Origin of the sequence: Bradyrhizobium sp. HKCCYLRH2015 (genome assembly GCF_051168215.1) — a bacterium.
GTDB lineage: Bacteria > Pseudomonadota > Alphaproteobacteria > Rhizobiales > Xanthobacteraceae > Bradyrhizobium.
Genome location: NZ_JBNPUO010000001.1, coordinates 693,460 through 712,520 on the forward strand (window position 1 = coordinate 693,460; position 19,061 = coordinate 712,520).

At 64.0% G+C, this 19,061-nt stretch carries 21 protein-coding genes; 20 read left to right on the forward strand and 1 reads right to left on the reverse strand.

The genetic code is table 11. The annotated features are described in order from the left end of the window. The first annotated feature begins 5 nt into the window (after positions 1-5). From ACQR1H_RS03170 to ACQR1H_RS03225, 12 genes are all read left to right on the forward strand, one after another. A complete protein-coding gene (locus tag ACQR1H_RS03170) occupies positions 6-1,049 on the forward strand; it encodes a hypothetical protein (protein WP_434907116.1) in 1,044 nt (347 codons plus the stop codon). Continuing rightward, on the forward strand, positions 1,049-1,822 hold the full coding sequence (locus ACQR1H_RS03175; protein WP_434907117.1) for a hypothetical protein: 774 nt from the start codon (positions 1,049-1,051) through the stop codon (positions 1,820-1,822). Before ACQR1H_RS03170 ends, ACQR1H_RS03175 begins: the two co-directional genes overlap by 1 nt. A 48-nt stretch (positions 1,823-1,870) precedes the next feature. Then, positions 1,871-2,839, forward strand: coding sequence for a hypothetical protein (locus tag ACQR1H_RS03180; RefSeq protein ID WP_434907118.1), 969 nt, complete (start codon positions 1,871-1,873; stop codon positions 2,837-2,839). A 159-nt stretch (positions 2,840-2,998) separates the two neighbouring features. Further along, positions 2,999-4,066, forward strand: coding sequence for a N4-gp56 family major capsid protein (locus tag ACQR1H_RS03185; protein ID WP_434907119.1), 1,068 nt, complete (start codon positions 2,999-3,001; stop codon positions 4,064-4,066). 66 nt (positions 4,067-4,132) lie between these two features. Further along, positions 4,133-4,546: a hypothetical protein gene (locus ACQR1H_RS03190; RefSeq protein ID WP_434907120.1), complete on the forward strand. Its 414-nt coding sequence runs from the start codon at positions 4,133-4,135 to the stop codon at positions 4,544-4,546. A gap of 96 nt (positions 4,547-4,642) precedes the next feature. Next, positions 4,643-5,269 (forward strand): hypothetical protein, encoded by a 627-nt coding sequence (locus ACQR1H_RS03195; protein WP_434907121.1) that lies wholly within the window; start codon positions 4,643-4,645, stop codon positions 5,267-5,269. After that, a complete protein-coding gene (locus tag ACQR1H_RS03200) occupies positions 5,269-6,750 on the forward strand; it encodes a hypothetical protein (RefSeq protein WP_434907122.1) in 1,482 nt (493 codons plus the stop codon). The genes ACQR1H_RS03195 and ACQR1H_RS03200 overlap by 1 nt, the downstream gene beginning before the upstream one ends. Beyond that, a complete protein-coding gene (locus tag ACQR1H_RS03205; RefSeq protein ID WP_434907123.1) occupies positions 6,747-7,055 on the forward strand; it encodes a hypothetical protein in 309 nt (102 codons plus the stop codon). The genes ACQR1H_RS03200 and ACQR1H_RS03205 overlap by 4 nt, the downstream gene beginning before the upstream one ends. Next, positions 7,039-7,449: a hypothetical protein gene (locus ACQR1H_RS03210; RefSeq protein WP_434907124.1), complete on the forward strand. Its 411-nt coding sequence runs from the start codon at positions 7,039-7,041 to the stop codon at positions 7,447-7,449. The genes ACQR1H_RS03205 and ACQR1H_RS03210 overlap by 17 nt, the downstream gene beginning before the upstream one ends. Beyond that, positions 7,449-8,318 carry a tail fiber domain-containing protein gene (locus tag ACQR1H_RS03215; RefSeq protein WP_434907125.1) on the forward strand — a complete coding sequence of 290 codons (870 nt, stop codon included), beginning with the start codon at positions 7,449-7,451 and terminating at the stop codon, positions 8,316-8,318. Before ACQR1H_RS03210 ends, ACQR1H_RS03215 begins: the two co-directional genes overlap by 1 nt. Positions 8,319-8,321: 3 nt before the next feature. Beyond that, positions 8,322-9,749, forward strand: a complete 1,428-nt coding sequence (locus ACQR1H_RS03220; RefSeq protein ID WP_434907126.1) for a hypothetical protein — start codon at positions 8,322-8,324, stop codon at positions 9,747-9,749. Positions 9,750-9,778: 29 nt separating this feature from the next. Continuing rightward, positions 9,779-13,069 carry a hypothetical protein gene (locus ACQR1H_RS03225; protein ID WP_434907127.1) on the forward strand — a complete coding sequence of 1,097 codons (3,291 nt, stop codon included), beginning with the start codon at positions 9,779-9,781 and terminating at the stop codon, positions 13,067-13,069. On the opposite strand, the gene ACQR1H_RS03230 is transcribed toward ACQR1H_RS03225, so the two are convergent. Then, positions 13,045-13,209, reverse strand: a complete 165-nt coding sequence (locus tag ACQR1H_RS03230) for a hypothetical protein (RefSeq protein ID WP_434907128.1) — start codon at positions 13,207-13,209, stop codon at positions 13,045-13,047. The two genes, ACQR1H_RS03225 and ACQR1H_RS03230, sit on opposite strands and share 25 nt — an antisense overlap. A gap of 26 nt (positions 13,210-13,235) precedes the next feature. On the opposite strand from ACQR1H_RS03230, the gene ACQR1H_RS03235 reads away from it, so the two are divergent. The 8 genes from ACQR1H_RS03235 to ACQR1H_RS03270 all read left to right on the forward strand — a co-directional run bounded on the left by ACQR1H_RS03235 (position 13,236) and on the right by ACQR1H_RS03270 (position 18,908). Next, positions 13,236-13,868 (forward strand): phage tail tip lysozyme, encoded by a 633-nt coding sequence (locus ACQR1H_RS03235; protein ID WP_434907129.1) that lies wholly within the window; start codon positions 13,236-13,238, stop codon positions 13,866-13,868. Between the two features lie 2 nt (positions 13,869-13,870). Further along, positions 13,871-14,878: a phage tail protein gene (locus ACQR1H_RS03240; RefSeq protein ID WP_434907130.1), complete on the forward strand. Its 1,008-nt coding sequence runs from the start codon at positions 13,871-13,873 to the stop codon at positions 14,876-14,878. A 1,223-nt stretch (positions 14,879-16,101) separates the two neighbouring features. After that, positions 16,102-16,632 (forward strand): lysozyme, encoded by a 531-nt coding sequence (locus tag ACQR1H_RS03245; RefSeq protein WP_434907131.1) that lies wholly within the window; start codon positions 16,102-16,104, stop codon positions 16,630-16,632. A 3-nt stretch (positions 16,633-16,635) separates the two neighbouring features. Further along, positions 16,636-16,800 (forward strand): hypothetical protein, encoded by a 165-nt coding sequence (locus tag ACQR1H_RS03250; protein WP_434907132.1) that lies wholly within the window; start codon positions 16,636-16,638, stop codon positions 16,798-16,800. Between the two features lies 1 nt (position 16,801). Further along, on the forward strand, positions 16,802-17,203 hold the full coding sequence (locus tag ACQR1H_RS03255; RefSeq protein WP_434907133.1) for a hypothetical protein: 402 nt from the start codon (positions 16,802-16,804) through the stop codon (positions 17,201-17,203). Positions 17,204-17,399: 196 nt separating this feature from the next. Next, positions 17,400-17,681, forward strand: coding sequence for a hypothetical protein (locus ACQR1H_RS03260; protein WP_434907134.1), 282 nt, complete (start codon positions 17,400-17,402; stop codon positions 17,679-17,681). Between the two features lie 206 nt (positions 17,682-17,887). Further along, positions 17,888-18,493 (forward strand): hypothetical protein, encoded by a 606-nt coding sequence (locus ACQR1H_RS03265; RefSeq protein ID WP_434907135.1) that lies wholly within the window; start codon positions 17,888-17,890, stop codon positions 18,491-18,493. After that, complete coding sequence (locus tag ACQR1H_RS03270; RefSeq protein WP_434907136.1) at positions 18,480-18,908, forward strand: hypothetical protein; 429 nt, start codon at positions 18,480-18,482, stop codon at positions 18,906-18,908. Before ACQR1H_RS03265 ends, ACQR1H_RS03270 begins: the two co-directional genes overlap by 14 nt. The last annotated feature ends 153 nt before the right edge of the window (positions 18,909-19,061 follow it).

Below are 19,061 nucleotides of genomic sequence, written 5' to 3' on the forward strand. Positions count from 1 at the left end.
CGACCATGGCCGCTTTCCTCGACGCCTGCCGCTTCACGTCGACCGCGGGCGGTACCACGGACTGGACCTTCTCGACCGCGGTGCAGGGCTACAACAGCCCCGCCCTCGCTGGCGTGGTGAACGGCCGTGCCTACAAGTACCGTGCAGAGAGCGCCGACCTGTCGCAATGGGAAATCGGCGAGGGCACCTACACCACCTTGACCGGCGTACTGACGCGGGCTGCGGTGCTTTTCAACAGCTCTGGCACCGGCACTGCGGTGGGACAGACCGGCGCGGGTGCTAAGATCAACTTTGTCGCCGCGCCGCAAATTGCGATCGTGGCGCTCAAGGAAGACTTGATCGCTGTTGAGGAGGCCAACAGCTTCACGGCAACACAGCAGGCGCAGGCCCGCGCGAACATCAGCGCGGCAGCGGTGCCGAGTACACGGACCAGGACCGTCCTCACCAATGGTTCGGGAACGTACAGCCTGAAGCCGGGATGTAAGGCGCTCTTGGTTCGCATGGTCGGCGGCGGGGGAGGAGGAGGGGGCGGCGGCACCACCGGTGCTGCATTCGGTAGCGTCGGCGGCGACACAACGTTCGGCTCGTCTTTCCTGACCGCCTCGGGAGGAGCAAACGGCGGTCCATACGGCAACGCTTATGCGAGCGGTGGTGGGGCTGCCGGTGGTGATCTGAACATTAGGGGAAATCACAGCGCGCCAACCGATGGTGCGGGTGGCGCTACGGGCGCAACTCTTCAAGGCAAGAACGGTGGGAGTTCCGTATTTGGAGGTTGCGGCGCTGGCGGATGGGTCGGTTCTGCAGGGAGTGCGGCTGCGACGAACAGCGGCAGCGGCGGCGGTGGCGGCGGTGGCACCGATGGCGGTTCTGGCGGGCGCGGTGCCACTGGCGGCGGCGCCGGTGGTTACCTTGAGAAGTACATCGCCAGTCCGGCAGCAACATACGCATACTCGGTCGGAGCAGCGGGCAGCGGTGGCACGGCGGGTGCGAATGGCACTGCTGGGGGGGCCGGCGGCTCCGGCGTTATCATCATTGATGAGTACTACTGATGTCGCTTCTTGGCTTTGACGCGCTCGGCCGTCAGTCGCTCGGCGAGCTTCCGCGCCAGACGCAGACAATCAGCCTTCCGGCGGCGGTCGGAGCGCTCGCGCTGTCGTCTCCGGCGATCGGGCTCAACGTAGCCCAGCTGGTGGCAGGATCGGCGCTTGCGCTGTCTGGCATCGCCGCGACGTCCAAGATTTCCACGCCCGACGCTTTCGGCGCGTTCGCGTTTACCGGGATCGCTGCTGCACTCAAGATCTCGGAGGCGCCGGCAGCCGGTCAATTCGCGTTGAACGGCGCTCCGGCTGCGTTCAAGATCTTCGAGCCGGCGGCGCTCGCGTCCTATGCGCTGACGTTCAAGCCCGCTGGGCTGATCCCGGCCATCGACGCAGCGCCTGGCGCATTCGCTCTGTCCGGCTTTGCAGCGAATGAACCGATCGTGGAAGTCGCGGCCGGAGCGACGGTCGCGGTCACCTTCAACCCGGCGAACCTGATCCGCTCGGGTGACGACTACGAGTTCAAGCTCGGCGGCGTTGGTCACTTCCTGCTCGAAATGGAGGAAGCAAAGCGGCTGCAGCGCATCACACGCGTTCCGCCGCCGCCGATCGACCGGCGCACCGCTCCGACGTTCGGGCCGATAGGAAGGCCGCAGAGCGCGCCCGCGGCGCCGGTGGTGGATATGGCGGCCGTCGCGGCGCGACGCATGGCCGCCGAAAAGCAGGCCGCCCAGGCAGCCAGGAAGCGACGAGACGAGGAAGCAATCCTGCTGCTCGCCTGCTGACGTTGCATCGTACGAAACAGTTCTGAGTTTCCCGGATGATCCGGGTCCGTGCGTGGCGATCCGCGCAACCTGAAGGGCAAGACAATGGCGTTGGACGAAAGCTCACTGACGGCCGAGGAGAGCAAGTTTTTCGAGACAGGTGGTGAAAGCGGCATTCCGACCGGGGAGAGCGAGAGCGGCGCCGCAGATGCCGTATCGAGTTCTGATCCCGGCGCGTCAGGCGGGGAGGGCGAGGGCCGGTCTGCGTCTGGCGCTGGCGACAAGCAGGCGGGCAACACCCATGTGCCGCTGGCCGCTCTGCAGGAGGAGCGCAACCGGCGGCGCGCGATCGACAAGGAACTGCGCGAGGCGCGCGAGAAGCTGGCGAATTTCGAGGGGCGGTTTGCGGTTCTGGAGCGCGTCGGCAAGGGCGGGGAGCCGGCGCAGCAACCCGGCGCCGAGGGACCGCCGAACCCGGAAGACGACATCTTCGGCGCGGTCAAGGCGATCCAGACGCGCTTGGACGGCCAGGACAAGGCGACGAAGGATGCCGAAGCCGAGCGCGAGCGGCAGACCAAGTTCGTTCGCGACTATCAGGCCGACGCCAACCAGTTCAAGCAGACCAATCCGGACTATATGGAGGCGTACAACTTCCTCCTGAAGTCGCGCGCCGCCGAGCTGCAGGCGATCGGCTACGACACACCGGAAGCGCTCCACAACGCGCTCACGGCCGACGAGTTCGGCATCGCAGAGATGGCGATGTCGAGGGGCAAGAGCCCGGCCGAGATGATCTACGCGCTGGCGAAACAGCGCGGCTATGCGGCGAAGTCGGTGGGCGAGAAGAGCGAGCCGAGCGCGGCCGAGCGGCTGGCGACCATCGAGCGCGGGCAGGCGGCGAATAAAAGCCTGAATAACACGGGCGGTTCGACCGGCGATGCAGACATGACGGTTGAACGCCTGCTGGCAATGCCTATGAGTGAGTTCGAGACCTGGGTGGAGAAGAACCCTGCCAAGGCCAAGCGGCTCATGGGTGGCTGATCTGCACCCATCTGACTAAGGGCCCCGCGCGAGCCTCAATCGCGTGTCTCGGCGGCGCTCCGTATGCGCCAGCCCGCGCCGAAGGCGGAATTTCGGTGGTGCGCTCGATCGCTGCGCAAAGCGGTCAATCCCCACCAATTCCCCTTCGGAGAGACAGCCGTGTCCACCACGACTTACGCGGTCAATGATCCGCTTTCCAACAAGCTTTGGGCGAAGAAGCTCAACGCCGAGATGCTGAAGCCGACCTATTTCGGCCGCTTCATGGGCGAAGAGTCCGACAACATGATCCAGGTCAAGACCGAGCTGGATACCAATGCTGGCGACAAGGTCACCATCGGCCTGCGCGTGCAATTGACCGGAGATGGCACCACCGAGGGCCAGGCGCTTCAGGGCAACGAGGAGAACCTGAGCACCTACAACGATGCCCTGGTGATCAACGAGCTGGCGCATGCTGTCCGCGTCAAGAACAAGGGGACGATCGACGCCCAGCGCGTTCCGTTCAACCTCCGCAACGAGGGCAAGAACGGCCTGCGCGACTGGTTCGCCGATCGCTTCGACCGCTGCATGGCCAACCACCTCGCCGGCAACACGCTGGTGACCGATCCCCGCTACATCGGCAACAACGCGGTGACCGCTCCGACCTTCTTCGTGCGGCCGAGCAGCTACACCGACGACGCCTCGGTGAATGGCGACAACACTGCCAAGTTCAACCTTTCGCTGATCGATGTGTGCGTGGAGCGCGCCGAGACGGCGTCGCCCGTGATGCGACCCGTCATGGTGCAGGGCGAAAAAAAGTGGCTGATGTTCCTGCACAACTATCAGGTGACCGACCTCCGCACCAATACGCAGACCGGTCAGTGGCTGGACATACAGAAGGCCGCGCTTGCCGGCGGCGCGGCGTCGAAGTCGCCGGTCTACACCGGCGCGCTCGGCGAGTACAACAACGTCATCCTGCACAAGTGGTCGCGGCTGCCGCAGGGCATTTCCAACGCGAACGCCTATCAGGCCAACACCCGCCGCGCAGTCTTCTGCGGAGCGCAGGCCGGCGCTGTCGGCTTTGGCAAGGAGTTCGCGAAGGGCTCGCACTTCAAGTGGGTAGAGGAGCTGTTCGACTACGAGCGCGAGCTCGGCGTCTCCGGTCAGACCGTGTGGGGCATCAAGAAGTCGGTGTTCAACGGCCAGGACTTCGCAACGATCGCCTGCACCACGTACGCCGTCGCGCACTGACGCGGTGAACCTCCCGGCGGCTTGACGGCCGCCGGCTTGCTCCCAATCTCAGCAGAGGAAAATCCTATGTCCACCGCTCGCAAGAATGCCCTGCAACTCGTGCACTATCTCCGCTTCAAGGTGAACTTTAACGATGCCGGCATTGCGACCGGTCTCAAGAAGCAAACCTTGCCGAAAGGCTCGCTGATCACCGGCACCGACGTGTTCGTGACGCAGGCCTTCAATGCGGCGACCACGAACGTCGTCACAGTCGGCTCCGCCGCCGGCTCGAACGCCGACATCGTCGCCGGTGCCGACGTGAACGAGGCCGCGACCGGACTGACGCAGAATGTCAAGCCGTCGGGCGCAATGCTCGGGCCGCTGGTCGCCGACACCGATGTCTACGCGCAGTTCACTCAGACCGGCTCCGCCGCGACGGCAGGCGCAGCCTATGTCGTCATCAAGTACATCCCGGACAACGATCTGAACGCCGGCCAGTAATGGATCCGGCACTGTTTCTGACACACTTCAGCGCGGAGCTGGCTGAGCAGCCGGCTCCCGCCGTTCTCCCGGCTCCCAAGATCGCGGCGGCGGACAATGGGCTCGTATCTCGACCTGCAAAACAGCATCGCAAGCGATCTGACGCGCGACGATCTCGGAAGCCAAATCCGGGGCGCGATCCAGGACGCGATCAAGCAGTATGAGCGGCAGCGTTTCTGGTTCAACACCACCCGCAGCATGACGTTTCAGACCGTGGCCGGGCAGACCGCGTACACCGGCGCCGATCTGGCGCAGATCCCGTACGCGATCCGCATCGACGATCTGTTTCTGCGCTGGAGCACGAGCACGTTTCCGCTCGATCGCGAGGAGCCGGACAAATTCGAGTTCCTGACCGGGCTTCCTAATCGGGGCAAGCCGACCACGTGGACCTATGTCGATAACCAGATCATGCTGTGGCCGATCCCGTTGATGGCCTACACCGTGCGGCCGCACATGCACTATCGGCTCACGCCGCTGTCCGCCGACACCGACAGCAATGCGTGGACCAACGAGGCCGAAAACCTGATCAGGGCTCACGCCAAGCTGATCCTCTACACCAACGTGGTCGAGGACCCGGAGGGCATGCAGCGTATCCAGGCCGAAATTCCAGGGCTCAAAGCCGGGCTCGACTATGAAACCTCTGCGCGCTCGGCGACGGGCCGCATTCGCGCGACGGATTTCTGATGGCACTCATCCCGTTCGCCGAATATCGCCCCGACGTCTCGGACTACCAGGCGGCCACCGGTCGCTCGGTGCTCAACGTCGTGCCGCGCGGTGACGGCTACGGGCCGTTTCCGTCGCTTGCCGCGCTGTCTCAGTCGCTTGGGCAGCAGTGCAGGGGGGCGTTTGCCGCCTACAAGACTGACGGCTCAGTCGTCGTGTTCGGCGCGACCGCTACCGACCTCTACGTCATGAACAACACCACCTTCGGCTGGGGTCGCGTGTCGAAGGGCGGCGCCGCCTATGCCGCGATCTCGGCCGGCGACCTCTGGCAGTTCCGGCAGTTCAACAATCTCGTGATCGCGGTGCAGGCGAATACCGTGCCGCAGGTCTACGACATCTCGTCAGCCTCGGCCTTCGTCGATCTGGCCGGCAACCCGCCGCAGGCGCGTTACATCGACATCGTCGGCCGTTTCGTAGTGCTGGCCGGACTGCTGTCCAACCCCAACCGGGTGCAGTGGTCGGGCCTCAACGACGTCAACGGTCCGAACTCCTGGACGCCCGGTCTCAATTCGAGCGACTATCAGGACCTCGCGGACGGCGGGTTTGCGCGAGGCATTGCCGGCGGCGAAACCGGCATCATCCTGCAGGACACCATCATTCGCCGCATGATCTATCTGCCAGGCGACTCGCGCGTCTTTCAGATCGAGAAAATCGCTGAAAAGCTTGGAATATATGGGTCATACAGTCTGGTGCGCTCCGGCGCTTCGGTGTTCTTCTATTCGCTGAAGGGCTTCCATCGCATCGACCCCGGCGGTTCCCCGGTTCAGATCGGGCGCGAGCGCGTCGACCGCTCGTTCTTTGCCGATCTGGACGCCTCAAGCCCGCAACTGTTCCAGGGTGCAGCGGACCCGCGTTCGTCGCGCGTCTTCTGGTTCTATCGATCGGTCAATGGTCAGGCGAACCAGTTCGACAAGGCTCTCTGCTATGACGCGGTTCTCGACAAGTTCACGCCGCTGCGCGTGTCGGGTGAATGCGTTTTCGAGCTGTCGCAACCCGGTATCACCTTGGAAGCGCTCGACACACTGGTGAATGTGAACCTCGACGCAATGACGCAGTCCCTCGACAGCTTCCAAGCGGCGATTGTCCCCGAATTGGCAGCGTTCGATAGCGCGCACACGCTCGGCTTTTTCCGGGGGCCGAACCTGGAAGCGACCTTGGAAACGGCCGAGCAGGGCACCGCCGGGCTGCGCATCAAGGAAAAAGTCGGCATCCGGCCGATTACCGATGCGCCCGTCATTTACGGTTCGGCGTCGCGGCGCGAGAATTTGCAACAGGCCGCAGTCTACGGAGCCGAAAGCCGCGTCAACGCGGTGACGGGCCTTTGCAACATGCTCTTGGACACCCGCTACAGCCGCTTCAAGTGCCGCATCCCGGCGGGTGCTTTTTGGACCTTCATCAACGGCGTCGAGCCAGCAAGTTTGCGCACAGGGGGCAGGCGATGACGGCTTTCAGCGTTTCGACGCAGGAGCGCGACCTGTCGAAATTCGCGCTGGCGATCCAGGCCGCGTTGAACGGGCGATCGAATGCGTCTGGCTCGGTGACGCTGGCTTCCGGCGCGAACAGCACCAGCGTCACCGCGCAAACCTGCGCTCCGCAAAGCGCCGTGTTGCTGTTTCCGCGTACGGCGAACGCCGCGGCGGCGCTCGCTTCCACCTTCGTTTCTGTGGTCGGGAAACAGCAATTCACGATCACGCACGCCAACAGCGCTCAATCAGATCGGACGTTTTTCTATGTTTGCCTCGGCTGAACTGGTGTGCGTTCCCCGGCATCAAGTGCCGCTCGCCTGGCCGCTGGTGCGCGAGCGGCTGCGCGCGGCCTATCTGCGCACTGATCTCGGGCACACCACCGACTTGGAGCATGACGTGCTGAACGGAGACGGGCTGCTGTGGCTCGCCGTCTCCGGATCGGTGATCGAGGCGGCGGCGGTGACGCTTCTGGTTCGGACCGATCGGCATCTTGTCTGCCAGATGACGGCGCTTGGCGGCGCGAACTTCGAGCATTGGGCGGGCCTGCTCGACAAGATCGAGGATTGGGCTCGCGCCGAGGGCGCGGCCATGGTCCGGATCTTCGGGCGCAAGGGCTGGGTGCGCCGGCTGAAGCACTACCGGGTTTCAAACGTCGTTCTCGAAAGGGGTCTGTGATGGGCGGGACCAGCAAAACCAGTCAAACGCAGACGTCGCAGCTGACCGGCTACGAGCCGGCGATGTCGACAGTCAACGGCATCCTGGGCAATCTCGGGGCCATCGCGGGCAGCACCGGCACCACGCCGAACGCAACGCAGACCGCGGCCATCAACGAGCTCGAGGCGAACGCCGCGGCGGGCAAGACCTATGCGCCGCTGATCGGCCAGAATGCGATCGGGCTGCTCAATGGCGGTGGCGCGACGAAGAACGATGCCGTAATCAACGCCAATTACGAGCGGTACCAAGGGCTGCTCAACTCGACAGCCAACGGCTCAGAGATCGGCGCGAATTCCGCGCTCAAGCCGCAGTTGGATCAGATCACGCGCGACGTCACCGATCAGGTCAACGGCTCATGGGCGGCGGCGGGGCGGGACGGCTCGCCGGGCAACGCGCAGGCGCTGGGGCGGGGCATCGCGGCCGGCGTCGCGCCTGTGATTGCGGCTCAGTACAACACGGACAAGACCAATCAGCTCAACGCCGCTTCGTCGCTCTACGGGGCCGGCAACACCACTTATGGGATGCTGAACCAGAACCAGGCGGCGGCAAACGCCAACCTGACGAACGGCGTCGGCATGGCGTCATCGGCGCTCGACGCGAACAACTACGGCGCAAACGCCACATTGGCGGCTGAAGCCCAGCGCACGGGAATTCCTCTCAGCACGTACCAGACCCTGCTGGGGATGGTTTCCCCGGTCGCGGCGACGTTCGGAACACAGAACGGCACCGCTACGGGATCGAGCACGATGAGCGGCGCACAGCAGTTTGCGACGATCGCGCAAGGGATCGGCTCGCTCTGGCCGAAGGGCAACATTTCGTTTGGGACGTGATCAATGGGCATTCTCGATTTCTTGACCGGTAACGATCAGGCGGCGTCGCCCTGGGGCGCGCTCTATCCCTCGTCGCTGCTCGCTCTTGACCCGCAGCAGCAGGCGGCGCGGGACGCGGCCGCTTACGGCTCTATGGGGCTCGATCCGTCTGCCGCGATGCGGCCCGATCAGTTCGGGGATCCGTCGAAAACCTCGGTGGTCAATCCGAATGCCCCGCCCAAGCCTGCGACCGGGTTTGGTGCGGGCGTCGTGCCGTTTGGGTTCGCCGGCCCTGGTTCCATGAATGTGCAGCCGTCGCAGATTGCGACCGTGGGGGCATCGCAGCCGGCGCCGGCTCCCGCCGCGCCGCAGACCCCGTCCGTGCCGCAGGCCGCGCCCGTGCCGTTGCCGGCGCCGCGGCCGGCGGCTGCTCCGGCCGCGTCGGCTGCAGAGGGCGGTGAGGATACTCCGGCAACCGTTGCTCCGGGCGGTGGTCGTAATGCGCCGTTTTCGCTTGGTGGCGTCGGCATCGGCGATCGGCTGGACAAGGGCGCGCGCGGGTTCTTCGGCAACATGGCGCTCGGCCCTGTCGGGGCGATCATGGGCGGTCTGGGCGCGCTTGCAACGGGCAGGAGCACGGACCCGGCGAGCATTCAGCGCGAGCAGGCTAGCGCGACCGTGCAGGCTCTGCTTTCGCGGGGCGCTTCGCCCGCCGACGTGCGGGCGGCTGTGGGCAATCCGGCACTGATGAAAGCGCTGGTCGATCAGTATTACGGCACGGGCAAGTACAAGGTCGTTCAGACCGGCGAGGATGCGCAGGGCGGAAAGTCGTTCCAGGTGCTCAACGAGCAGGACGGCACGTTGCGGCCGGTCGGTGCTCCGGCGAGCTCGGACCCGACATCAGTCATGGGGCCCGATGGGAAGCCGATCCCGATCCCGTCCGGCGTCAACGTGAAGGAGTTCGTCAAGCGCGTGACGGAAGCCTCGGCGGACGCGGCCACCGGAAAGAAGACGGAGGCCCAGGCCAAGGCGTCATCATTCGCCGCGCGCATGGAGCAGGCGGAAAGGGCTGTTGGAGGCCTGCAGAACGAGGGCCTGAGCTGGATGAGCAAGGGCCTCGATGCGCTGCCCGGCGGCGTCGGGAACGGCGTCCAGTCCTCGAACTATCAGAGATATTCGCAGGCCAAATCGGCATTCATCACCGCGTTGCTGCGTCAGGAGAGCGGCGCGGCAATCAGCAAATCCGAGTTCGAGCGCTACGACCGCGAGATGTTTCCACAACCCGGCGATGGTCCGGCGGTGGTTCAGCAGAAGGCGCAGCTGCGCGCGGCGGCCATCGAGCAGATGCGCGGCGCGGCTGGCCCCGGATATCACTCGACCGCGCCGGCAAGTCCGGCGGCGAGCGGGACGGTCTCGATCGGCGGCGCCTCTATCCCCTGGAGCGTGAAATAATGCCCGAATTGACGATTGGTGATCGGACGGTGACGGTCGGCGACGCGTTCCTGAAGCTCTCACCGGAGCAACAGAATGCAGCCGTGCAGGAAATCGCCTGGCAGATCGGCGCGAAGGCGGCGGCGCCGTTGCCCGTGACCGCAAACGAAGTCCTCGGCGCAGCGGCGGAAGGTGTGCCGATCCTCGGAGGCATGCGCAATCAGGTCAACGCGGCCGTGAACGCGACGCTTGCGCCGTTCATTGAACCTCACCTGGCGCCGAGCGAAAACGACATCAGTCGACACGGAGAGAACTGGACGGAGCGCTATGCGAAGTCCAAGCAGATGCTGGACGACCACAATCGCCAGTTCGCCGAGCAGCATCCGATCGTGAATGCCGGATCTCAGATCGCGGGGTCTGTGCTCTCCATGGCCGGGCCGATGTCCGCGGCGCCGAAAGCGTTCGGCCTGGTCGGCAGTGTGCCGCAGATGGTGCGCAACGGTGCGATCTCGGGGGCGGCGCTTTCTGGCGCGGATGCGGCGGTCCGCGGCGCTGATCCTGCTGGGGCTGCCGCGGTCGGCGGCATCGTCGGCGGCGCCGCCGGCCCGGTCGGCAAGGGCATGGGCAAGGTCGTGGCCTCAATCGCCGATCGCGTGCGGCCGGCCGCGCCCATTGCGCAGAATGTGGAGCGCGTCGCGGGTGTCGATGTTCCGCTGTCGTCATCGCAGGTGACGCAGAACCCGGCTCTTTCGGCCGAGGAGCAGGTGATCTTGCGCGGCGGTCGGGGCGAGGCGGCGCAGGCCAGCGCGCAGGGCTTCAAGGATCTGCAGGATGCGCGGATTGCGGAGGCGCGCGACAAGATCGCGGCTGGCTTCGACGCGACCGGGCAGACGGCGCGCACGCTGCCGCAGGACGCGGCGGAGCAGATTGCGGCCGAGCTGATTGCGCAGGAGCAGGCGCGGCGGTCCGCCGACGCCGCGCGCGTCGCGCAGGTCGGGCAGGAAGGGCAGGCGCTGGCGCGCTCGCTCGATGCCGGCGGACAGGTCCGCGCGCCGACGCCGTATGATGCCGGCGAGATGCTGTCGGAGCGGATCACCGCAGCGCGCGACGCGGCGAGGGCGGACTATCGCGGGAAATATGATCTCGTCGGACAACAGCCGGGCGAGTTCGCTCCCGGCTCGGCCGCCGGCTTCCGCAACGACGTGGAAGCCGGACTGAATAATGCCGAACGCCCGGTGTCGCTCGATCCGACCAACACGCCGCGAGCGCTGCAGGGGCTCGACATCATCGACGGCCGTATGAACCTGTCCGGTTCTGGGCGGCCGGGGGCGCCAACTACTGGCGCGGAGGGCTTCGGCGCCGAGCATGTGCAGAACGTTGCCGACATCCGGGCGAAGTTCGGCGATCAGGTGGCAGCGGCCTACGATCGGCAAAAGCAGAGCGCAGCGGCGCCGCCAAGCCTGCTGCAATTCATCGCTTCAAAGGGCGGCCTGGCGCCGAATGCGGAGTTGGAGGCGATCGGCCTTGCGACCGGGCACCGCGAGCAAATTCCTGGTCAGAAGGGCTTTTTCAGCGTCGTCAACAACCGCGGGACGAACCTCGATCGGATGCGTGAGGCAGCGGAGGAGGCCGGCTATCTGCGCGGCCAGAACGGCGCGACCGCGACGCCGCGCGATCTCCTCGACGCGATCGATGCGGAGCTGCGCGGGCAGAAGCGCTATCCACAAGGTTTCGAGGGCGCCAAGACCAAACGTGAAACCGCGCTTCATTCAGAGCGGGCGCAGCACGAGCAAGACGCGTTCATGCGTGGGTTCGAGGACGACTTGGCCGCTGCGGGCCACGGCGAGCTTGGGCCGGACGTCAAGAACCGCGCCGCGCGCCTGATGGCGGATGAAGGCCTCGACGCCGATACGGCGGTCGAGCACGCCATCCGCCAGCTCGAGCAGGAGGATTTCGCGACCCCGCGCGGCGCCGGCTTTCCTGGCGACCGCATCGAAGCGCCGAAGGTCTCCGCAGATGCTGCACAGGGTGGCGCCGGCTTCACCATGCGCGACGTCGAGCAGGTGCGAAAGCAGCTCGTGACGCTCTACAAGGATGCCCGTTCCAAGATGATGGCGGGCGGCTCCGGCTCGGACGTCTATGCGCTCGAACACATCATGGAGCAGTTTGACGCCCGCGTGGAACAGATGGTGGCGGCCGGCAAGTTTTCCGGCGATGGCCCGGCGGTGCTGCAGATGCAGCGCGACGCACGGGCGGCGTTCGCGGACTACAAGGCCAAGTTCGCCAGGCGCGGCTCGGGCGACACCGTCGGCGCGGCGGTCGAGAAGATCCTCGGCAAGTTCGCCGACACTGCGGCGACGCCGGACGAGGTCGCGCGGCTGGCCTATGGCTCGGCGGCATCGCCCGGCGGGCAGATGCCCGTGCAGATCGCGCAGCGCATCGCTTCGATTTTCGGGCGCAATTCGGAGGAATTCAGTGCTTTCAAGCAGGGCCTGCTTGCGCACTTGACCGCAGGCGAGCCCGAAAAGGCGGCGGCGCGGGTCAACGAGTTTCTGACAGGGACGCGCGGGCGGCTGCTGGCACAAACCGTGTTCTCGGCCGAGGAGCGCGCGGCGCTGTCTGCGCATGCGAACCGGCTCGCCTCGATCGCGCCGCGGCCGAATGAGCCGGGCCCGGCTGCTGCGGCGATCCGCCGGCTTACCGGCGCCGATGGCGCGCCGCCGGCATCGCCGAACCAGCTGGTCAACGATCTGTTCGGCGCCACCGGCAAGGGCGCCGGACGAGCGGCTGTGCCGCTGGCGCAGGAGTTGAAGCGTACGCTTTCGCCGGACGGCTGGACAGCGGTCCGGCAAGGCATGTTCGAGAAGCTGACCAGCGCGGGCGAAGGGAAGATCGAATTGGAGGCGCAGGCTCTTTCCCAGCGGCTGCACGAATTCCTGAATGAAGGCGGAAAGCAGCTTGCGCAGGTGCTCTACAGCCCGCAGGAAATCGAGCTGATGCGTAAGCTGGCCTCCGTCTACAAGCAGATGATCCCGGTGAAGGGGACCACGAACCCGTCAGGCACGGCGCCGATGCTGGCGCGGGTGGCGAGTGGGCTGCGGCAAACGCTGCTGCCGCTGCTCGGGCTGACGCAGGGCGGCTTGCCGGGGGCGGCGGTTGCGGTGGCTGCTGACAAGGGACTGAGCGCGGTCGGCAATCTCAATGCCGCGCACAACGCAAGGAGGCTGTTCTATGGACCGCAGCCGGGCCGGCAGGTGAGCAAGGGACTCATGCTCGCCTCTGGCCTGCGCGCTCAAGCAATGATCGAGCAGTCAAATCAGAGGCGTCGGCGCTCGGAATAGACGGCCGCACCATACATCGCGGCGATCGTCACCAGCCCGCCGATAACTCCGAAGTGCCCGACAATCTGATGGGCAGCAAGGTTAACTGCTTCCATCGCTGCGGCATACGCCGCGATGCAGATCAAAATCACCGGCCTCATGTGGCCGCTCTCCCGAAGGTGCGTCGATGAACGGGGATGATATCTATCACGGATTGCTTGCCCGCGGCTACAGCCCTGCCGGCGCCGCTGCGCTCGCCGGAAACATTCTCCAGGAGAGCGGAGGAGATCCGACCCGCGTCAACTCGAAAGAGGGGGCCTACGGGCTTCTGCAGTGGCGGCTGGATCGGCGGAAGGGCCTGGAAGATTACGCGACCTCGCGCGGGACGTCCGCCGACGATCCAAACACGCAGCTCGACTACATCGGCATTGAGATGGGCGGCCCCGAGCGACGCTCGGCGGCCGGCTTCTTGAATTCTAGCGACGTCGCCGCGGCCAATACGGCGCTGAAATCCTACATCCGATATGGCGACGACAGCCATGGCAAGCGGCTCGCCTATGCACAGGGCTTCTTGAACGACGGCTCGAAGGCTGCGCCGATGGCGATGGGTGGCCCGCAGGCGGCCGCCGCATCGGCTCAAGCCCCAGCAGCTGCACAGGCGACGCAAGCCGCTCCGGCAGCCTCGGCGCGGCCTTCTGCGCCGGATCAAGCCCCGGTCGATCTCGCGGCGCTCGCCGCGGTCCCGCAGCTCCGCAACATCCTTGCGGCCCGGCCGAGCTATTTCGCCCGGCGCGCCGCTCCATTCTCTTTCAGGGGGTAACAATGACGCTCTACAAGTGGTCCCAGCTCGCGGGCAATAATGGCCTTGCTGACAGCTCCTGCCAGTTTCCAGAGGGCATGGCGCCCTCAGCAGTCAACGACGGCGTGCGCGGTGCAATGGCCGCGGTTGCGAAGTATCGCGACGATACGGCGGGAGGCATCACGACAGCGGGCACGTCATCAGCCTACACGCTGGCATCATATGAGCAGTTCGACAGCTTGCCGCATCTCGCGGGGCAGGTTGTCGCCTTCACGCCGCACGCGACCAATGCAGGTGCCTGCACGCTGAACGTTGACGGCCTTGGGGCCAAGCCGCTGCGCTCCGCGCCGGGCGTCGAGCTCCCTACCGGAACGATTGTCCAGGGCACACCCTATGTTGCCCTCTACAACAACAGCGATGGAGCGTTCTACCTGCATGGCCTTTTCGGAAACCCATACAATATCCCGATCGCCGGCTGTATTGACTATATTGCGGCGACGGCGCCGAACAGCTATTTCGCGCTTCCATATGGCCAAGCCATCAGCCGAACGACCTATGCCACGCTGTTTTCTCTGATCGGCACTACTTACGGGCCCGGCGACGGTTCTACCACGTTCAATATCCCGGATTTCAGAGGGCGCGTGTCTGCTTGCCCGGATAACATGGGCGGAACAACGGCGAACCGGCTAACGAGCGGGAGCATGGCCGCTATCAGGCATAGCCTGGGCGGTGCTGGCGGGGAGGACGCTCACATTTTGGCACAATCGGAGCTTCCAACCGCGATCGGCGCGACCCAGTCAACGTCAACGATAGCGCAGTTTACTTATGACGTAACCGCGCACTCCAACGGCAGCGCGGGGGGGTTCCAGGCCGTTGGCCCAGGTCAGATCGCATCCAGCGGCTTGTCAGGGACTGTGACGACGCAACCCATCACCATCCCCAGCGTCAGCGTTACTAACGCCGGAGGGGGCGCCGCTCACAACGTGATGCAGCCCACCTTGTTGGTCAACCGCATCCTGCGGATAATTTGACCGAAAGCATTCGTGCGCCATCAACTCGCGCACGAATGCCGCCATCCCGCGTTCTGATGGATGGTAAGCGTCTATGAAGTTTTCCGGATCTGCTCCGAGCGGGGAGCGGGCGAGATCGACGAATTCTATCCCTAGCGATCTCAGCCAAGCGCCCGTTCGCTGGCTCTCGAAATCATGCCAGACGCCGTAGAAGCGGTCAGTGGGCGCCGTGCGGTCCAAGAAGTCCACTGCATCATGCAGGTAGGGGAGCTGGACGGCGATCAGCTTGATGTTCCGCTCCTTCGCCAGGGCAGCGATTTCTTCGATCGGACGTTTCTGCCGCTCCGAAACCAAAGATCCGCCGGGAATTGCATCCAGGAGAAATCTCACGTTTCGGTACTGCTTGATCGTCTGCTCGATATGCTCCTGGGTGAAGAGCCATGAGCCATCGCTTCTGAACCCTTCTCGGGTGACCATGGTCTGAGGACCAATGAAGCGCTCTTGGGCGGCGTCTAGCGAGGACCAATTCTTGAGAGCTTGCTGGGCGAAGTTGCCAAGGCTTGACTTCAAATATCTCAGCGGTTGCCCGATGATCATCGACCGCGGCTCTCTAAGCTGCTCCTCCCAGCGATCGGTAAACAGGAAATAATCGAGAGAGATAATCGCCACCTTAGGACGAGCGCGCTTCGTCGCCTTATCGAAGGCTTCGGCCAACTGGTCGGTTGTCCAGGCTGTGAATGACATGTTGTAGAACGTCAGAGGTTTGAACATCTCGGCCATTGCCGATCCGACGCGTGATGTCCCAAACCATGCGATGTCCGGGGTCACGGTCTCGATCCGCCTGATCTTGAAGGCGAGGTTATATCTGATGTCGAACGGCAGAACGATCGCGTTTGGATGTTCGATTTGCAGATCCGCAAGCTCTTCCGGTTGTTTCGTCGCCCCAAAAGGCTCCGCCAATCGATACAGCAAACCGGTTGCCCCCAGACTAACCATTGCTCCTATTGAGAGTACTGCAAGGTAGCTTCGCAAGCGCATGATCACGGCCGAGTTGGGACGGTGCGCCGGAAACAACCACGTGCGGCGCGCAATGGCAAGTTGTTCCCACATTCCTCTGCTATTTCCGTCCCTACCCGACATTCGACTTCCGCCCAGCAGTAGTGTCGCTGCGTTTTCCAATGGGGGGCGGAATGAAGACGAGGCACAAGCTTGCCGCCGGCGCGGCTGCTATCATCGCAGTTTGCGTGCCGTTCACGGCCTCATGGGAAGGGACCGACCTTACCGCCAAGGTGGACAAGATCGGCACCGGCCATCCCGTCACATATTGCCACGGCCAGACCAACGACGCCGGAGCGGTCAAGGTCGGGCAGCGCTTCACTCCCGCGCAGTGCGATGAGCTGCTGAAACAGTCGCTGCCGAAATATCTCGACGGCATCCGGCCGTGCATCAAGGTCCAGTTGCCGGTGAAGACGGAAGCCGCGCTGCTCGATGCCGCCTACAACGCGGGTCCGGCTGCTGTGTGCAGCTCGCCTATGCTCAAGAAGATGAATGCGGGCGATCTTCGCGGCGGCTGCGAGGCGTTCGCCTCCTGGTATGTGCGCGCCAATGGCGCCGCGATCCAGGGGCTGAAAAATCGCCGCGCGGGCGACTCGCGCAAGGGCGAAAAGCAACTCTGCCTGGAAGGTGTCGCCGAAGGGCTGCCCGTGCCGGAGCAGGCCCCGTCCTCCCTCACTCGCATCCTGTTTTGGCTTCTCAGTCTGTTCGAAAGGATCTGACCAATGGCGCTGATCGATATCCCCGTGTTCTTCGCAGGTGTTGCGCTCGGCGCCTGGCTGTTTCGCAAGTATGGCCTTCAGGGTGAGGCGTTGGCGAAGAAGCTGGAAGCCGACGCCGCCGCGCTCCAGGCCAAGGCTGCTGCGATCCGCGCGGCGCTTGGCGCCTGAGATGTGGGGCGCGCTCGCAAAGGCCGTGCTCGGCTTCGTCGGCGGTCCGGCCCTCGCTGGACTGGTCGATATGTACAAGGCCAAGCTCGCGGCCGGCAATGATGCCGCGCGCATCGCCGCTGATCTCGCCGCGAAGGAATTGGAGCTCGAACGACGCGAGCGCGAGCTTGCCGATCGGCGCAACGATGCCGATGAGGGCAGGTGGTGGACCGCTGCGCCGCGCGCCGTCGTGTGTTGGTCGTTCGCGCTCTACGTCGTCTACATGGTGGTGTGGGTCGGAATGTTTCATCTCGGCGTGGCGTTCGAGCTGAAAGGCAACCTCGGCCAATGGGCCGGCTGGCTGATGGCACTTTGGTTTGGTGGCCGCTCGGCTGAGAAAATCGCGAGGATCTTCCGGAAATGACCAGGCTCCTGATCGCGCTGTCCGCCGCCGCGTTGCTCGCGGGCTGCGCCGCCGGTCCGACGCCTCGGGCGGCGCCTCAAGCCCAACACCGCGCCGTCCCGGCCGTGAAGGCCAAGGCAAGCTCGGCGACGCCAGCGCCAGCCCCGCCGGCGGCTTCTGCGTCTGGCCAGCATCTCCGCTTGAAGTGGTTCCACTGATGACCCCGGCCGAAATCCGCAACATCGTGGCGGCGGTTCTCGCCGAGCAGCAGGACCGCTCCCGATCGACGGCGGAGGAGGCGGCTGCGGCCGTCCTGCGCGCGTTCGGGCTGGACGATGAGGATCACAAGGAGCTGCGGGCTGATTTCCAGCACCTGCGCCGGTGGCGCAAGAGCGTCGAGGGTGCGCAGGCCCTCACTTTCAAAATCACCCTCGGGACGATCGTGAGCGGTCTCCTCGGGGCGATTTGGCTCGGCTTAAAGGTGATCCTCAACAAGTAATTGGACCCGCATGGGAGTATCCGGTGAGGAACGGATAAGAACGACCGTTTGAGTCGCGCGTCAGTGCTCTTTCGGTCAGGCCCGTGAAATCTTTTGCCAGAAGAAGCCGCTTGTAAAGCTCGGCTCCGCGCCCCACAAGGGCGCGGCTGCAGTACAAAAAGTGAACAATATGGCGCCGCAGGGCCTCAGCGATTAGATTCGCGACAATGGGTTGTGCAGCATCCCTGAATCGAGCAACGCTGGATCGCCCAGCGCCGCGAATCGGCAGCTCATTCGATTCCCCTTACCATTTGTTGACTTTTAAATCAGCAAAGTTGTTGACCCATATGGCTACATTCGATAACCTTTTGCAGGACGGTACTATCGTGCGGGTCAAGCTCCGGTTGCCTCGCGGAAAGTTCGATGAACGTGAGTTGTATGCATATCCAGAGTGTCTCAATTGGATGAGGAAGACGGTCCCAACAATGGTGACCGGTCGTGTTCAAAGCGCCTTTACCCCCGCCGAGCAGCTAATCAACCGTTTGATTCAGTGGATTACCGGTGAACCGATGGTCCATGATCGGATGTTCAAGGATATGGAGCCTCAGCGTGATGGCGTCTGGGAATTGAAGACTGCCGATCTGAGAATATTTGGCTGGATGTACAAACCGAAGAAGTTCATCGCGGTATGCGGTGGTTATACGGATGACTACAAGGAGCCAACTAAGATCAAAAATTACGCCGACGACAAGCGAGCGGTGATGACGGCAAGAAACGCTCTCCCGCTAGACGGAGAGAAGTTCGTAATGGGAGATTTCGATGAACTCGTATGAGCTGGACATCATTGACGAAAAATCGCAGGCAGGTTCTGCGTTTATGGATCGTGTTGCAAAGGAGCTGCGACGCGCGTTGATGGCCGAAAAAGCCTCTCGGAAGATCACTCAACAGTACCTTGCGGAGCAAATTGGCACGAGCCGAGCTGTAGTGAATCGGGAAGTTCAAGGGCTGGAAAATTTGACATCCCGCAGAATCGGAGAGCTGTTTTGGGCCCTTGGATGGGAGCCGTTTTTCGAGGCCCGCAAACCGCCCGTTGGCGATAACAACTTTGTGTCAAAGGATCGTATCAAACAAGCCTCCGAGCCGTCACGCTCCGCAACTAGTAGCTCGCAAGAAGCATCTCGCGTTGTCGTTAAGCGCGCACCGGAAGGCGTGAAAATCACAGTAGACGCGAGCTTGACGGCCCAATGAGCGAACTTCCTACTGGCTCCCTTGCTGATTTTTTCGGTCACTCCCTTTTTTGTGACGATATTCGCTTCGAGGTCGATTCGAAGGTTACGTACGTTGGCGCTTACGCGGGGTCAATGTTTGTCCGCTCCGAATTCCCTGCGGTTCTGCCGAAAT

Coding starts and splice junctions, on each gene's coding strand:
- ACQR1H_RS03170 (WP_434907116.1), top strand. CDS start 6: ATGGCCGCTTTCCTCGACGCCTGCCGCTTCACGTCGACCGCGGGCGGT.
- ACQR1H_RS03175 (WP_434907117.1), top strand. CDS start 1,049: ATGTCGCTTCTTGGCTTTGACGCGCTCGGCCGTCAGTCGCTCGGCGAG.
- ACQR1H_RS03190 (WP_434907120.1), top strand. CDS start 4,133: ATGTCCACCGCTCGCAAGAATGCCCTGCAACTCGTGCACTATCTCCGC.
- ACQR1H_RS03195 (WP_434907121.1), top strand. CDS start 4,643: ATGGGCTCGTATCTCGACCTGCAAAACAGCATCGCAAGCGATCTGACG.
- ACQR1H_RS03200 (WP_434907122.1), top strand. CDS start 5,269: ATGGCACTCATCCCGTTCGCCGAATATCGCCCCGACGTCTCGGACTAC.
- ACQR1H_RS03205 (WP_434907123.1), top strand. CDS start 6,747: ATGACGGCTTTCAGCGTTTCGACGCAGGAGCGCGACCTGTCGAAATTC.
- ACQR1H_RS03210 (WP_434907124.1), top strand. CDS start 7,039: ATGTTTGCCTCGGCTGAACTGGTGTGCGTTCCCCGGCATCAAGTGCCG.
- ACQR1H_RS03215 (WP_434907125.1), top strand. CDS start 7,449: ATGGGCGGGACCAGCAAAACCAGTCAAACGCAGACGTCGCAGCTGACC.
- ACQR1H_RS03220 (WP_434907126.1), top strand. CDS start 8,322: ATGGGCATTCTCGATTTCTTGACCGGTAACGATCAGGCGGCGTCGCCC.
- ACQR1H_RS03230 (WP_434907128.1), bottom strand. CDS start 13,209: ATGAGGCCGGTGATTTTGATCTGCATCGCGGCGTATGCCGCAGCGATG.
- ACQR1H_RS03235 (WP_434907129.1), top strand. CDS start 13,236: ATGAACGGGGATGATATCTATCACGGATTGCTTGCCCGCGGCTACAGC.
- ACQR1H_RS03240 (WP_434907130.1), top strand. CDS start 13,871: ATGACGCTCTACAAGTGGTCCCAGCTCGCGGGCAATAATGGCCTTGCT.
- ACQR1H_RS03250 (WP_434907132.1), top strand. CDS start 16,636: ATGGCGCTGATCGATATCCCCGTGTTCTTCGCAGGTGTTGCGCTCGGC.
- ACQR1H_RS03255 (WP_434907133.1), top strand. CDS start 16,802: ATGTGGGGCGCGCTCGCAAAGGCCGTGCTCGGCTTCGTCGGCGGTCCG.
- ACQR1H_RS03260 (WP_434907134.1), top strand. CDS start 17,400: ATGACCCCGGCCGAAATCCGCAACATCGTGGCGGCGGTTCTCGCCGAG.
- ACQR1H_RS03265 (WP_434907135.1), top strand. CDS start 17,888: ATGGGTTGTGCAGCATCCCTGAATCGAGCAACGCTGGATCGCCCAGCG.
- ACQR1H_RS03270 (WP_434907136.1), top strand. CDS start 18,480: ATGAACTCGTATGAGCTGGACATCATTGACGAAAAATCGCAGGCAGGT.